The 14,083-nt window shown below is 74.5% G+C and carries 12 protein-coding genes; 2 read left to right on the forward strand and 10 right to left on the reverse strand.

What is annotated here, in order from left to right; translation table 11 throughout:
• The first annotated feature begins 1,314 nt into the window (after positions 1-1,314).
• Entirely contained in the window at positions 1,315-1,464 is a 150-nt protein-coding gene (locus FVA95_RS30660; RefSeq protein WP_161992163.1) for a hypothetical protein, read from the forward strand.
• Between the two features lie 111 nt (positions 1,465-1,575).
• On the opposite strand, the gene FVA95_RS02105 is transcribed toward FVA95_RS30660, so the two are convergent.
• Together FVA95_RS02105 and FVA95_RS02110 are read right to left on the reverse strand one after the other, a co-directional pair.
• Positions 1,576-2,526: a D-alanine--D-alanine ligase gene (locus FVA95_RS02105; RefSeq protein ID WP_149662693.1), complete on the reverse strand. Its 951-nt coding sequence runs from the start codon at positions 2,524-2,526 to the stop codon at positions 1,576-1,578.
• Between the two features lie 89 nt (positions 2,527-2,615).
• The gene (locus tag FVA95_RS02110; RefSeq protein WP_149662694.1) at positions 2,616-3,977 is read right to left on the reverse strand and encodes a PLP-dependent aminotransferase family protein; all 1,362 of its coding nucleotides are present in this window, start codon (positions 3,975-3,977) and stop codon (positions 2,616-2,618) included.
• Between the two features lie 271 nt (positions 3,978-4,248).
• On the opposite strand from FVA95_RS02110, the gene FVA95_RS02115 reads away from it, so the two are divergent.
• Complete coding sequence (locus tag FVA95_RS02115) at positions 4,249-4,938, forward strand: GNAT family N-acetyltransferase (protein WP_020622610.1); 690 nt, start codon at positions 4,249-4,251, stop codon at positions 4,936-4,938.
• Between the two features lie 86 nt (positions 4,939-5,024).
• Here FVA95_RS02115 and FVA95_RS02120 read toward each other — a convergent pair whose 3' ends face one another.
• From FVA95_RS02120 to FVA95_RS02155, 8 genes are all read right to left on the reverse strand, one after another.
• Positions 5,025-6,185, reverse strand: a complete 1,161-nt coding sequence (locus tag FVA95_RS02120; RefSeq protein ID WP_075309297.1) for an N-acetylmuramoyl-L-alanine amidase — start codon at positions 6,183-6,185, stop codon at positions 5,025-5,027.
• A 202-nt stretch (positions 6,186-6,387) separates the two neighbouring features.
• Positions 6,388-6,714, reverse strand: a complete 327-nt coding sequence (gene trxA / locus FVA95_RS02125) for a thioredoxin (protein ID WP_020622767.1) — start codon at positions 6,712-6,714, stop codon at positions 6,388-6,390.
• Positions 6,715-6,764: 50 nt separating this feature from the next.
• On the reverse strand, positions 6,765-7,778 hold the full coding sequence (gene trxB / locus FVA95_RS02130) for a thioredoxin-disulfide reductase (RefSeq protein WP_149662695.1): 1,014 nt from the start codon (positions 7,776-7,778) through the stop codon (positions 6,765-6,767).
• A 192-nt stretch (positions 7,779-7,970) separates the two neighbouring features.
• Positions 7,971-8,618, reverse strand: a complete 648-nt coding sequence (locus FVA95_RS02135; RefSeq protein WP_149662696.1) for a hypothetical protein — start codon at positions 8,616-8,618, stop codon at positions 7,971-7,973.
• Positions 8,615-9,127, reverse strand: coding sequence for a sigma-70 family RNA polymerase sigma factor (locus tag FVA95_RS02140; protein ID WP_020622546.1), 513 nt, complete (start codon positions 9,125-9,127; stop codon positions 8,615-8,617). Before FVA95_RS02140 ends, FVA95_RS02135 begins: the two co-directional genes overlap by 4 nt.
• A 77-nt stretch (positions 9,128-9,204) precedes the next feature.
• Entirely contained in the window at positions 9,205-10,968 is a 1,764-nt protein-coding gene (locus FVA95_RS02145; RefSeq protein ID WP_149662697.1) for a protein kinase family protein, read from the reverse strand.
• Between the two features lie 265 nt (positions 10,969-11,233).
• Complete coding sequence (locus FVA95_RS02150; protein WP_149662698.1) at positions 11,234-13,528, reverse strand: DUF6049 family protein; 2,295 nt, start codon at positions 13,526-13,528, stop codon at positions 11,234-11,236.
• Complete coding sequence (locus tag FVA95_RS02155) at positions 13,525-14,073, reverse strand: NUDIX hydrolase (RefSeq protein WP_043276193.1); 549 nt, start codon at positions 14,071-14,073, stop codon at positions 13,525-13,527. The genes FVA95_RS02150 and FVA95_RS02155 overlap by 4 nt, the downstream gene beginning before the upstream one ends.
• Positions 14,074-14,083: the final 10 nt, after the last annotated feature.

The raw sequence follows: 14,083 nt of genomic DNA on the forward strand, positions 1-14,083 counted from the left end.
CGGCACCGCTGCGGCCCCGGGTTCGTGCCGACGATCGGCGGCGGTGTCGGACACGCCTCCCGGTGTCCGTCGACCCGGGGTGTGGTGTTCCGGGGTCGTTCTGCGCTGGGCCCGCATGCAGCTCGACCGCCGGCCTGGCCTAGGGGTGCGGGACTGTTCGACGCGGCATCGACTGCTTCTGGACCGGGTGGCGTTCAGGAGGCAGGTGACGTGTGTGGAGCCGGGTGCTGTGGGAGTGGATGCGGTGGGAGTGGATGCGGTGGGACCGGGCCGCCGTGAGGCGGGGGCTGGGGCTGGGGCTGCGGGGATCGGGGATCGGGTGGCGCTGCGGGATCGAGTGGGGCTGCGGGAGCGGATCCGGCTGGCCCGGGCAGTGCGGGACCTGGCGGTGCCGAACCCCGGGGTGCCGAACCCCGGTGCCGCCGAGCCGCGGGGCGCTGAGCCCCGGGTTGTCGAGCCGCGTAGCGCTGAACCGGGGAGCGCTGAACCCCAGGGCCTCCGAACCCGGGGCCGCCGGAACCAGGGCGCTGAACCGCGGGGCACCGAACCTACGACACCGTGGCCGGCGCCAGCGCGGGCGGCGCTGTCATGCCCGAACCCCGGCGACACCGAACTTGTCAGCGCGGAACGCCGGCGATGCAGAACCCGGCGAGGTAGAACCTCGCGAGGCGGGCCCAGCCTGCGTGTGGACGGGCCCGGCGGGGCAGGACGGGTCCGTGGTGGGAACGAGCCGGTGCGCCGCGGCAGAAGTCCAGCCGCGCCCCCGAGCGAGGCCCGGTCAGATCGACCGGCACCCGGCTCCGCGCACGCGTGTTTCACGTGGAACACCGTGCCGACGGTCGGGTGCCCACCGGCGCCCCACCGACCGCCCGCGACGCGCAGCCGTCGCCCCCGCGGTGTCGGCTGTGCGTGACCTCGGTGACCGCCCGGACGCGCCTGCGTCCCACGAGACCGGTTCTCGGTCGTCGTCCTTCTGGAGCGGAACCGGTCGTGGTGCGCATCTGAACCGGTCCTCCCCCGGTCCCGACGCGCCGGCATAGAGGGAACTGCAGCGGTGTGAGATGGCGGTCTGCCGGTGAGCGTCGGACACCGGCGCTCAGGCGGTGCGCCTCGCGCGTCCGACGTCGCCCGAGACCTGTCCTCCCCCGGGATCGCTCGCCGGTTCTCCGGGGATGCCCTCCCGACACCGGCGCGACGGCCCCTGCGGTAAGCCGGCCTCGGCCGTGGCCGGGTGGGCGGGACGGATGCACCCGCTGGGCGACTCCGTCACGATGATGCGTGCCGCCTGGCAGGTCGACGCCCACGTCTCCCCCGGTGACCGCGATCGAGCCCCGCGGCGAGTGGACGACGATCCTTCCGGTGCACGGCGAGAAGGTGGGCCGTGCTGCTCGGTTCCCGGGTGTGCCCGACCCGGAGCTCGTCGGCGTCGGGCCGGTGGAGCCCCGAGCGTCGACGCGACGGTGACCGACGCCTCCGTCATGCGGGTCCCGCTCCGGGTGACCGGTCCCGTCGCCGGCGTGCTCAGCCGATGTTCCACGTGAAACCACACGGCCGTGGTTCCACGTGGAACATCGCTCAGCCCTGGCGGGCCGCCGCGCGCTCGACGAGCGACAGGTAGACCGTCGCGAGATCGGAACCGTCCGCGGCCACCGCGGTCGGGAGCAGCGAGGTGTCGGTCAGGCCCGGTGACACGTTCATCTCCAGGACGTGCACGTGACCGTCGGCGTCGACGATCGCATCGGTGCGCGACACGTCGCGCATGCCCAGCAGTCGATGTGCGGCCAGGGCAGTGTCGGCCAGCGTGTCGAGGATGTCCGACGGCAGCCGTGCCGGGCAGTGGAACGTGGCCGCACCGGGTGTGTAGCGGGACGTGTAGTCGTAGAACCCGGACCGCACCTCCACCTCCACCGGGGGCAGCGCGCGGGGTTCCTCGCGGTCGTGGACGACCGACACCGCGACCTCGGTCCCGGCGACGAACTGCTCCACGAGCACCGTCTCGGCGTAGGCGAAACAGCTGACCATCGCGGCCGGGAGGTCCGCCGCGTTCCGGACCACCTGTACGCCGAGCGCCGAGCCGCCCTGGTCCGGCTTCAGCACCAGCGGCAGCCCCAGCCGGTCGACGATCGCGCCGAGCACACCCTGGGCGCCCAGCTCGCGGAAGGTCGAGTGCGGCAGCGCGACCCAGTCCGGCGTGGACAGGCCCGCGCGAACGAGCTCGGCCTTCACACTCGGCTTGTCCCACGCCCGCCGGCACGCCCCGGACGGAGTCCCGACGAACGGGATGCCCAGCAGTTCCAGCACCTGCTGCACGGCGCCGTTCTCCCCCTCGCCCCCGTGCAGTGCGACGGCGACCGCGTCCGGCCGGTCGGTCGACAACCGCTCCAGCAGGCGTGCGTCGACGTCCCACTCGCGGACGTCGACACCGTTCGCGCGCAGCGCGCCCGCCAGTCGACGACCGGATCGCAGGGACACCTCACGCTCGTGGGACAGGCCTCCGGCCAGCACGGCCACCGTTCGATCGCTCACGCGGGCATTCTGCGCCATCAACGGGAACGCCCCGGACCGGGAGCCGGTCCGGGGCGTTCCACGTGAAACATCGCCGTCGTGCGACGGCGTCAGGTGGTGTCCGGCGACGGGCTCTGGGTGCCCCGGCTCAGCTCGGGGCGGACCGGCGTCCCGAAGGTCCGCACGACCTCCATCTCGGCCTCCAGCACCGCCGCCAGCCGCCGCACGCCCTCGGTGATGCGCTCGGGCGTCGGGAAGCAGAACGACAGCCGCAGCTGCCGGCTGCCGAACCCATCGGCGTAGAAGCCGGTGCCGGACGCGTACGCGACCCGTGCGGTCACCGCGCGGGGCAGCATCGCCTTCGTGTCGACGCCCTCCGGCACGGTCAGCCACACGAAGAACCCGCCGTCGGGGACGTTCCAGGTGCAGCCCTCGGGCAGGTACGTCTCCAGCGCGGCCAGCATCGCGTCGCGGCGCTCGCGGTAGTTCTCGCTGAACGTCTTGATCTGGCTGCGCCAGTCGTGGTGCGACAGGTAGCGCGACACCAGCATCTGCGTGAACGACGGCGGGCACAGCGTCGCCGACTCCGCGGCCAGCACCAGCCGGTCCCGCACCAGTGGCGGCACCAGCGCCCAGCCGACGCGCAGTCCGGACGCGAACGTCTTCGAGAACGACCCCAGGTACAGCACGTCCGGGTCGTAGGAACGCAGCGCCGGGTGCACCTTGCCGTCGAAGCCGAGCATCCCGTACGGGTTGTCCTCGACGACCATGACGCCGTAGCGGCGGCACAGCTCCAGGATCTGCGGCCGGCGCTCGTGCGCGAGCGTCACGCCGGCCGGGTTGTGGAAGTTCGGGATCGTGTAGAGGAACTTCGGGACGACGCCCTGCCGGGCCAGGGACTCCAGCGCCTCGTGCAGCAGCTCCGGGACCAGTCCGTGCTCGTCCATGGCGACGTGCACGACCCGCGCCTGGTAGGCGGCGACGCTGCCCAGCGCGCCGACGTAGGACGGCCCCTCGGCCAGGACGACGTCACCCGGGTCGACGAAGATCCGGGTCAGCAGGTCGAGGGCCATCTGCGAGCCGACGGTGACGACGACGTCGTTCGGGTCGGCCTCGATGCCCTCCTCGCGCATGACCTCGCAGATCTGCTCGCGCAGCTGCGGGACGCCCTGGGCGGAGCCGTACTGCAGCGCGGACATGCCGTCCACGTCGACCAGCTCGGCCACCTCACGGGCGAGGGACTGCAGGGGCAGCGCCGCCAGGTTCGGCATGCCGCCGGCCAGCGAGACGACCTCCGGGCGGCTCGCGACGGCGAACAGCGCCCGGATCTCCGACGCCGTCATCCCGGCAGTGCGGGTCGCGAAACGCTCGGTGGGGGCGAGCGGGACCACGGCCCCCTCCCCTGCCGCCGCTGCTGCCGCGGCCGCGGGACGGCGGACGTCGGGCTGCTGCGGGCGGTCGGGCAGGGTCATCGCGTGCTCCTCTGCGAAGGGAAGGACTCGCCGAGTGTAACCGCGACGGGTGATCGGCCCGCCCTTCGTCGTGACGTTCGTACCGGTGAGCACTCTCGGGGTGACGGGATCGCGGATATCCACCTAGTCTCGGGCTGCGCGGGTCGCCGGACCCGGGGGTGGCCAGGGGGGACGGCCGCTCCGGCGCCGGGGTCGGGACCACGCCCCGGACGGGCCGGACCGCGCAGCAGCGCGTGCAGCGCGTGACGACGACATCCGGAGGTCGGTTTCCGTGTCCTGGCATGTTGCCGCGCTCAACCTCGACAACCTCGGCGATCTGCCGAAGCGGTGTCGGAACTGCGTCTACTGGGAGCTCTCGCCCCAGCTGGCGGAGCAGGCCGAGGGGTACGGCACGACCGACCTGGAGAAGGAGGCCTGGCTGTCCGAGGTGCTCCTCGAGTGGGGTTCCTGCGGCCGGGTCGTCTACGTCGGCGGTGCCCCGGCGGGGTACGTGCTGTTCGCGCCGCCGGCGTCGGTCCCCCGCGCCACCGAGATGCCGACCGGCCCGGTCAGCGCCGACGCCGTCCTGCTCACCACGATGCAGGTGGCTCCGGAGTTCTCCGGCGAGGGACTGGGCCGGGCGCTCGCCCAGGCCGTCGTGAAGGATCTGACCCGGCGCGGGGTGAAGGCCGTGGAGGCGTTCGGCGACGCCCGCCCCGGCACCGAGTCCGACTGCGTCGTCCCCGCGGACTTCCTGCGCTCGGTCGGTTTCAAGACCGTCCGCCCGCACCACCGCTGGCCGCGGCTGCGGATGGAGCTGCGCTCGGGGCTGGAGTGGAAGTCCGACGTCGAGGCCGCGCTCGAACAGCTGTTCAACACGGTGACCATCCCGATGCAGAGCGCGGCGCCGCGCCCGACGGCGACACCGGCCCGCGCGGGGTCCTGCCGACTGTCGTTCGCGCCGCCCACAGGGACGATCTGAGGGCGCTCTGAGCGGGCCGTGAGCGGCCTGCTGGGCTCGGCCCCGAGTGACGGGGCCGAGCCGGGTTCTGCAGGTCGTGGCGGGCCTCAGACGGCCCGGATCTCGTCCCGGGTGTACTCGCGGGCCAGCACGTCGTTGAAGGTGAACGTGCCGGTGGGCTGGTCGTCCTGCCCGAGCAGGTAGAGCCGCTTGACGGCGACGAGGATGCCCTCGGCGACGACGTCACGGAAGCCGGGGTCGAGCAGCTTGCGGCGGTCCCCGAGATGCGTCAGGTACCCGACCTCGACGCGGACGGCCGGCATCCGGGTCCGGCGCACCAGCTCCCAGGTGCACGTCTGGCTACGGCAGTCGAGCATCGAGGTCCGGGTGAGCAGCTCGCGCTGGATCAGCCCGGCGAGCGCCTCACCGACATTGGACGTGGTGCCCGACCCGTTGCCGAAGTAGTAGGTCGCCAGACCCTGCGCGTGCGGGCTGAAGCTCGCGTCGGTGTGCAGCGACACGACCAGGTCCGCGCCGACGTCGTTGGCGAACTGCGCGCGCTCGCTGTCCGGCGGGTTGCCGTTCTCCGGGCGGGAGAGCAGGGCCTCCATCCCGGTGGCCGACATGCGGCCGACGACCCGGCGGGCGAGGTCCCACATCAGGTCGGCCTCGGTGACCCCGCCGACGTCGACGCCGCGGTCGTGTCCGCCGTGGCCCGGGTCGATGACGATGCGCTTGCCACGCATCCGCGGCCCGGCACGGCGCAGCAGCTCCTGCTCACGCAGCAGGTGCGGACGACCGCCGGTGACCTTGCGGCCGAGCTGGCGCAGTGCACGCAGCGTCTCCGGACCGCAGACACCGTCGGGCGTCATGCCGTAGTCCCGCTGGAAGCGGATCAGGGCCTGCTCGGTCTGCTGGTCGAACAGCCCGCTCGGCCGGCCCGGGTTGTACCCGAGCTCGAGCAGGCGTTCCTGCAGATGGGCGACGTCGTCGCCGGTGGTCGGGGTGGAGAGCGTGAACGACAGCATCCGGTCGCCCAGGCTCCATCCCGCCTCCCGCAGCGCGCGGGCGGTGTCCGGGCCGACGATGCCGTCGGTGATCAGGCCACGGCCCTGCTGGAACATGCGGACGGCGCGGTCCACGCCGTCGTCGAACATGTCCTGGGCGCGCGAGCCCGGCGGCACCGCCGGGAGCAGACCGAGCTGTCCCAGCGTCGTCCGGATCTCGCGTACGGCCGGACCGCAGTCCCCGCGCCGGAGCAGCTGCATGCACCCCTCGCTCGCAGTCGTGAGGCGCCGTGGGACGCCCGTGATGGGTCGGTTTCGCCCGGTGACCGGACGCGTGCCGGACTCATTGTGCCCTGCCCGACCCCCGGAGGAGTGCAGCGGGGCGGATACGCGCGTGTCCCGGTTGTGATCAACCGGGACACGCAGCGTGATGTCTGTGCGCTATACGGCGCACGGAGTGTCATCAGATGTGGTCGGCGAGATCGGCGAGCAGCGCCGCCTTCGGCTTCGCGCCCACGATCTGCTTCACCGGCTTGCCGCCGGAGAACAGGATCATCGTCGGGACCGACATGACCTGGTAGTCGCGAGCGACCTCCGGGTTGGCGTCGATGTCGAGCTTGGCGACGGTCAGCTTCTCGGAGTTCTCGCCGGCGATCTCGTCCAGCACCGGGGCGACCATCTTGCACGGGCCGCACCAGGTGGCCCAGAAGTCGACCAGGACGGGCTTGTCGCTCTTCAGGACGTCCTGGTCGAACGAGCTGCTGGTGACGTCGACGGTGTTGTTGCCCATGGGGTTCTCCTTCGGTCGCGGATGCGGGTCTGGTGGGTGCCGGTGGGCGGTCAGTGCGCTGCGTCGGCGACGGCGGCCGCCGGGGCGGTCTCCTCCGAGCCGTAGCTGCCACCGACCAGCTCGGAGCTGATCTCGTGGCCGGCCAGCCAGCGCTCGGCGTCGATCGCGGCCGAGCAGCCGGAGCCGGCGGCGGTGATCGCCTGGCGGTAGGTGTGGTCGACGAGGTCGCCACAGGCGAAGACGCCCGGGACGTTCGTGTAGGTGGTACGTCCGTCCACCTTCACGTACCCCTCGTCGTCGACGTCGACCTGGCCCGCGACCAGCGCGCTGCGCGGATCGTGGCCGATCGCGACGAACATGCCGGTGACGTCGAGCGTGCTGGTCTCACCGGTCACGGTGTCGCGCAGCTGCAGCTGCTTGACCGAGCCCTCGCCGGTCACCGCGGTGACCTCGGAGTTGGTCCGCCAGCGCATCTTCGGGTCGTTCTTCGCGCGCTCGTACATGATCTTCGAGGCACGGAACTCGTCGCGCCGGTGGATGACCGTGACGGTCTCGGCGAAGCGGGTCAGGAAGGTGGCCTCCTCCATCGCCGAGTCGCCACCGCCGATGACGGCGATGTTCTGGTCGCGGAAGAAGAAGCCGTCGCAGGTGGCACACGAGCTGACACCGCGGCCGAGGAGCTCCTGCTCGCCGGGGACGTGCAGGTAGCGCGGGGCGGCACCCATCGCGAGGATCACCGCACGGGCCCGGAAGGTCTCCTTCCCGACCCGCACCTCCTTGACGTCGCCGTCGAGACGGACCTCGTCGACGTCCTGCGGGCGCAGGTCGGCGCCGAAGCGCTCCGCCTGGCCGCGCATCTGCTGCATGAGCTCGGGGCCCATGATCCCCTCGGTGAAGCCCGGGTAGTTCTCCACCTCGGTCGTGGTCATCAGGGCGCCGCCGAACTGGCTGCCCTCGAACACGAGCGGGGCGAGCTGGGCCCGCGCGGCGTACACCGCGGCGGTGTAGCCGGCCGGCCCGGACCCGATGATGATCAGGTTGTGCACCGTGTCGTCGGTGGTCACCGGTACCGATCCCTCCTGGCACGCCCGGGAGACGGGCGCGATGACGGGGCCTGCGGGGGCCGGCCCTGCTGGCCGGCTCCTGCGTCGTGGCTGCCGTATGGCTCGAACGCGATCCTAGACAGGGGCATTCCCGCCCGTCGGCGCCGCCGAACGTGGCCAGGGTGACGCGGGCGTCGCCGGTGCCCGGCCGGGTCAGCCGGTGGTGGTCCCGGTGGTGGTCTCGGCGAGCACCCGTGCGGAGCCCGGCCCGCAGTCCGGCGGTACGACGACGAGCCGGTAGCGGCCCCGTTCCGGTGCGCCGAGGACCAGCAGGACCGCCGGACGGCCGTCCACGGTGTGCGGGCGGGCCGCCAGGAACGCTGCGTCCGGCCGGGCGGCGCCGGCAGCGGTGAGGCAGGCGCGGACCCGGGCGGGGTCGTCGAGCGCACCGACGGGTGCCGCCGCGCCCGCGGCGGCGGACCGGAGCTCCTCCGGCGAGGTCCCGGCGACCGGGACGACGGTCGGTGCGGTGGGCAGGAGGGCGGCGAGCCCGACCCCGGCGACGACGAGTGCCGCGGCGGCGAGGACGAGCGTGCGCCACGGGGCGCGGCGAGCGCCCGCCGTCGCCTCGGCCCGGGCCGGCACGCGAGCCTCCCGTGACAGCTCCAGGACGAGTCGCGCCCGCATCCGCGCCGCCACGTCGTCCGGCATCGCCACCGGGCCGAGCTCCCGGGCCACCCGGGCTCCGACCTCGGCGAAACCTTCCTCGTCGACATGACATGAAGCAGGTGCGGCGGCGTTGTCGTCGTTCTGACGATTGACACCGCTCTTATTATTGTCGAACCGGTGAGAACTGCTCATCCCTCGTCCTCCCGCAGCACAGGTGCCAGCCGGGCCCGTGCGCGGGCCCGGCGGCTCTTCACCGTCCCGGGCGCCACGGCCAGCATCTCCGCCGCCTCCGCGACGCCGTAGCCGAGGCCGTCCACGAGCACCAGGGCGGCCCGCTGGTCCGCCGGCAGCAGGGCCAGCGCGTCGGAGACGGCGAGCCGCACCACGAGCCCGCCCGCGTGGTCCCGGGCCGCGACGACGGCCTCCAGCGTCCGCAGCCGGTCCCGTCGCCGCCCGGCCGCGCGGAGCCGGTCGACGCAGTCGTTCACGAGGATCCGGTGCAGCCACGTCCCCGTCGCCGCGTCACCGCGGAACCCGGGCGAGCGGAGCGCGGACAGGAACGCCTCCTGGACCGCGTCCTCGGCCTCGGCCCGGTCGCCGAGCATCCGCAGGGCCACCGACCAGAGCCGGTCGGCGTACCTCCGGAACATCTCGTCCAGGTCGGGCTGGGCCCGGTCCGGGATCCGGTCGACGGTCGTCACCCGCGCACGGTAGGCAGCGCGACGGAGTGCCCACGGGCGTTGCCGGGCCGGTCCGTCGCGATCGCGAACGGGTCGGCTCAGGGAGCGGTGCGGCGGAAGGTGATGTCGTCGATCTGGGTCTGGTTGTTCGGACCCAGGTTCGTGATCCACAGCAGCACGTGCTGGGTGGGTCGGCCCGGGTCGAGCCCGACCGTCGTCCGTCCCGCGGACAGGGTGACGGTGTCGAGCAGCGTCGTGTCCGCCAGCGTCGGCGCGGCGGAGGGGGCCGAGCGGACCTGCACGACCGCACCCGCGGTCGGCGAGTCGATGGTGAGCCCGGTGAGCGGTTCGGCGGCGCCGAACGAGGCCAGCACGCCGATCCCGGGCTTGAGCGCCGGGAAGGGCTGGAAGTAGCGGCTCGTGCTCCACACGGTGGAGGGGTCGCCGTCGACGACGTTGCCGACGGTGCCGGCGTTGTCCGCGTCGCCGACCGGGTCGAACACCGTCGCCGACACGCCCTGCACCGCGACGCCGGTCCCCGACGGTGCGGCCGGGTCCTGCGGGGCGGGCACCTGCTGCTGCACCGGTGCGCTCGCCGCGGGCGGGATCACGACCGGCGGGGTGCCACCGCCACCGAACAGCATGCCCAGCTGCACGGCGACCCACCCGAGCAGGGCCAGCACGCCGACGGCGAGCACTCCGAGACCGATCCGCAGGTTGCGGCGGCGCCGGGGGTCGTTGCGGGTGTCGGGCAGCCGGTCGGAGTCCTGCCACACGTCGTCCGGCTCGGCGGGGGCGCCGTCGTGCACCGGCGGGAAGAACGCCTGGTCGGCGTCCTCCGCGACGACGTCCGCCAGCATCCGGTGCATCGCCGCCGCGGTGTGCACCCGGCTGACGCCGTCGCCCTGGCCGAGCGCTCCGCTGCACAACGTGTCCAGCTCCAGCGGCACCCCGGGGCGCAGCTGCGACGCCGGGCGCAGCCGGCCCGCGGGCGTGCGGTCGGCGGCGACGAGACCGGCCCGGGCGGCGTCGGACACCGACAGCGGCCAGCGCCGGGTGAGCAGGCAGTAGAGGATCCCGCCGAGCCCGCGGACGTCGTCGGCGGCGGACACCGACGGGCGCGGGAGCAGGAAGGCCAGCATGGCGCGGCCGTCCGGAGTGATCCGGACCCGCTGCGGGTGGTCGCAGCCGAGGACCAGGCCCTGCTGGTGGGCCTCGGTGGCGGCGGCCGACAGGGTCTCGACGGCCTTCGCGGCCCGCTGCGCGCGGACCGGGCCCTCGGCCACGGTCTCGGCCAGCGATCGCCCGGGCACCCACTCGGCGACGGCGGCGCCCAGGACATCGGCCGGCAGGCCGTGCGTGCCCGGGGCCAGGACGTCGAGCAGCCGGGCACTGCCGGAGTGCTCGAAGCAGCCCGAGCGCAGGGCGCGCACGATCATCTCGCCGGCGCGGGCGGTGCCCTCGGGGTCGTCGGAACGGTCGTCGGCGGGCAGCCTGCGCAGCAGCGTGACGCCGACGGGACGGCGCAGCACGGTGTCCTCGGCGCGCCAGAACTCCGCCCCGGCGGCCGGGTCGGACCCGATCCGCTGGCGGAGCACGTAGCGCTCGGGGAGCGGCGAGCCCGCCGTCGTGCTCGCGGTCTCGCGGACGGCCGGGATGCGCTCGGTGGGCCGGGCCTGGGCCGGAACGGCGGGAACGGCGGCCGTCGGCTGTTGGTCGGCGGGCGCCCCGGCGGTCCCGGGCGCGTCGGCGGTCGCCGCGGCGTCGACGGGGTCGAGCGACGGGTGCGGACGAGGTGCCGCGTCGTCCTCGACGGGGTGGGGGCCGGTCCGGGCAGTGCGCTCGCCGATCTGCCCGCTCAACGGCCTCGCCCTCCCCTGGCGCTCGGTGTCGTGTCCGGCGTCAGCCTACGGCACTCGGTCGGATGCGGACGAGCCGAGAACACGCCCCCGGACCCATCTCCCCTGTCTTCGGCGACGGGCGCCGATCGGTTTGCCTACCAATCCTCGCGATTCGCCCGGAAGCAGCGGTGATGCGACGAGCGGTCAATACCGTACGGCGAACGACGTCGGTGTTCCTTGTCTCCCCCGATGTCTCCCCGATGCCTCCCCGACGTCTGTCCCGGGCTCAGGAGCGGTGGGCGCGTCCGGACGGCGCCGGCCCCGGTGGCACGGGGGCGTCGGGGGGCGGGCCCGGTGCGGGGCCGGGTCCCGGGCCACCGGACGGACCGGGTGCGGCGGCCGGACGCAGCCTGCGCAGCACCCGTCGGACCACCAGGACCACGAGGACGCCGCCCGCGATCGCGGTCAGCCAGACGGTGACCGTCCCGTAGACGGTCGACCGGACCCGCAGCCGGGTGTCCGGCCCGAGCGCGACGCCGTCCGGGGTGAGCAGACCGGCGTCCACGCTGAACACCCCGGAGCGGGTGACCTGGGCGCTGACCCGCACCTGGACGCGGCCGCGCGGCGGTACCGCCTGCACCTCGATCGGGGCGACCCGCAGACCGGTGGTGCTCGACAGCACCACGCGTACGTTCATCGTCACCGGCAGCCCGTTGGCGACGGTGATCAGCAGCGGTGCGTCGCTGGTCCCGAGCGAGTACGGGCTGGGCGGCTCGACCACCCGCACCGATGCGCGGATCTGCGCCACCCGGTCGGCGACGACGGTCTGCTCCTGCTCGGCGCGCGCCGGGTCGCCCCGCCACCACGACGACACCGCCCGCAGGGTGCCGGTCACCAGCGGGTCGAACACGTCGGCGGGGCTCGCCCCGACCCCGGTGCGGGCCTCGGCCGCGGCACGCAGCGCCTCGATCGTCCTGACCTGGTCGGCCACCCCGGACACGACGCTCCCCGGGATCTCCGCGCCGCCGGCCTGCGGTGGGTAGAACAGCTGTGTCCCGCCGGTGCGGATCTCGCCCCCGGTGAGGGTGGGCAGGCCGGTCGGGGCGATCCGGCCGTCCTCGATCAGCGAGGTCAGGGCGGTCAGCACCCCGGCGGCGGCCGGTCCGTCCGCGGCCCAGCGGTGCGGCGGCGCGACGATCAGCGGCCCGTCGGCCTCCCCGGCGCGCAGCGCGAGCGCCCCGGCGAGGTCCTGGCCGGCGAGCCCACCCGCGGCCCCCTGCTGCACCTCGACACCGGAGGGTCCGGTCGCGGCCTCGGTGAGCAGCGGGTCGGTGAGCAGCGCGGACTCGTCGCCGTCCCGGCCGGTGCCGTCGGAGCCGCCCACCCGCACCCGGCCCGACGCCGTCGCGCCGGTCACCCCGTCGGCGGAGAGCAGCAGCCGGGTCCCACCGCCGAGCGCGTCCAGCGTCGCCTCGTCGACGACGCCGTCGACGGGCCACACGACGCCGTCGAGGACCGTGGTCCCGAGGTCGGCGGACAGGGTCCGGCGGCCGCTGTCCAGCGCGGTCCGGGCGAGGTCGGCCTGGCCGCCGCGGACCAGGGCGACCAGGTCGGCGTCCGACGGCGGCAGGGCGATCACGCAGGTCCCGCGCGCGGCCGCGGTCAGCGCCGCGAGCCACTGGCCCGCCGCCTCCGCGCCGCGCCCCGGCTCGGACTCGTCGGGGCCGGTGACGACGTCGTAGCCGTCGCGCATGGCGACCGCGGTGGCGACGAGCTCGGGGTCGATCGCCAGGCAGAGCGCGGACCGGGTCGGGGACCCGGCGGGCGCCGCGGAGCCCAGCGCCTCGACCAGGCCGCGCAGCCGCCCGCCCTCGGCGAAGGAGACCGCGAGGTCGTCGTCGGTCAGCAGCGGCGGTTCGCCGGGCAGCGGCGGGACCCGGCGCGGGGGGTCGGTGATCGGGTACAGCATCGTCACCGGCGCGGCGGCCCCCGGCGCCGGCGGCGACGCGGCCCCCGGGAGCGACGACACCGGCAGCAACGTGCGGACCCCGGCCAGCCGCGACGGCGCGCCGTCGACGGTCCCGTTGAGGTTCACCAGTAGCGGGTAGGTGCCCGGGCCGGGCAGCGCCAGCGTCGACTGCGGGGGCCCGGTGAGCGGGACGGCGTAGCGGAACGGGACCGACGCACCCGACGGGAGCGGGCCGAGGTCGGCGAACGGCGGTGTCGCGTCGTCGACCGCGGCCTCCCCGGCCAGCGCGGTCCGCAGCGCCGCCTCACCGGTGAGCGCCGGCCCGCGCTGCACCCGGACGGCCAGGTCGTCGACGGCACCCGGGCCGGTGTTGGTGACGGTGCCGGTGACCACGAGCTCGCCCGGTCCCGCCGACGTCACCACCCGCGGGGTCATCGTGGCGACGTCGAGCCGGACCGGGGCGGCGGGCTGCTGGGCCGGTTGCCGCACCGGTTGCTGCATCGGACGGTCCCGGGCGGCGGCCTGCGGGGCGCCCGCCGGGAACGCCGCAGGGAGGAACAGCGCCACCACCGCGGTGAGCACGATCGCGACCAGGGCCGCGACCCGGCTCACGCCGTCTCCTCCAGCAGGTCGGCCGCATGCCGGATCAGCCGGCGCTCGTCGGCGTAGGCGAGACGGCCCTCGAGCTCGTCGAGCGGAACCCAGGCCACCTCGGAGACCTCGACGTCCTCGTCGCAGAGCTCGCCACCGAGGGCGCGCATCAGGTAGTGGTGGACCGTCTTGTGGACGCGCCGGTCCTCGGCGACGAACCAGAAGTCGATGGTGCCCAGGGGAGCCAGCACCTCACCGATGATGCCGGTCTCCTCCTGCACCTCGCGCACCGCGGCCTGCTCCGCGGTCTCACCGGCCTCGATGTGGCCCTTGGGCAGCGACCACAGCAACCGGCCCCGGCGGTCCAGCCGGCCGATCAGCGCGGCGGCGCCGGTCTCGGGATGCACGACGAGCCCACCGGCGGACGTCTCGTCCACCGTGCGCAGCCGGCGACGACCGTCCGGGGACCGGTCGGAGCGCCCGGCACGGCCGGCGCGTGCGCTCCGGCTCTCACGGCCGGGTTCCGCGCCGCGCCCTGCCGAGGAGCGGCCGCGGGAGGGGGACATGTGGCGATGG

Origin of the sequence: Pseudonocardia sp. EV170527-09 (assembly GCF_008369905.1) — a bacterium.
GTDB lineage: Bacteria > Actinomycetota > Actinomycetes > Mycobacteriales > Pseudonocardiaceae > Pseudonocardia.

Bases quoted from the DNA above. Each gene is read 5' to 3' on its own strand.
- trxA (WP_020622767.1), bottom strand. From the start codon at position 6,714: ATGGGCAACAACACCGTCGACGTCACCAGCAGCTCGTTCGACCAGGAC.
- FVA95_RS02120 (WP_075309297.1), bottom strand. From the start codon at position 6,185: ATGCAGCTGCTCCGGCGCGGGGACTGCGGTCCGGCCGTACGCGAGATC.
- FVA95_RS02110 (WP_149662694.1), bottom strand. From the start codon at position 3,977: ATGACCCTGCCCGACCGCCCGCAGCAGCCCGACGTCCGCCGTCCCGCG.
- FVA95_RS02135 (WP_149662696.1), bottom strand. From the start codon at position 8,618: ATGAGCAGTTCTCACCGGTTCGACAATAATAAGAGCGGTGTCAATCGT.
- FVA95_RS02155 (WP_043276193.1), bottom strand. From the start codon at position 14,073: ATGTCCCCCTCCCGCGGCCGCTCCTCGGCAGGGCGCGGCGCGGAACCC.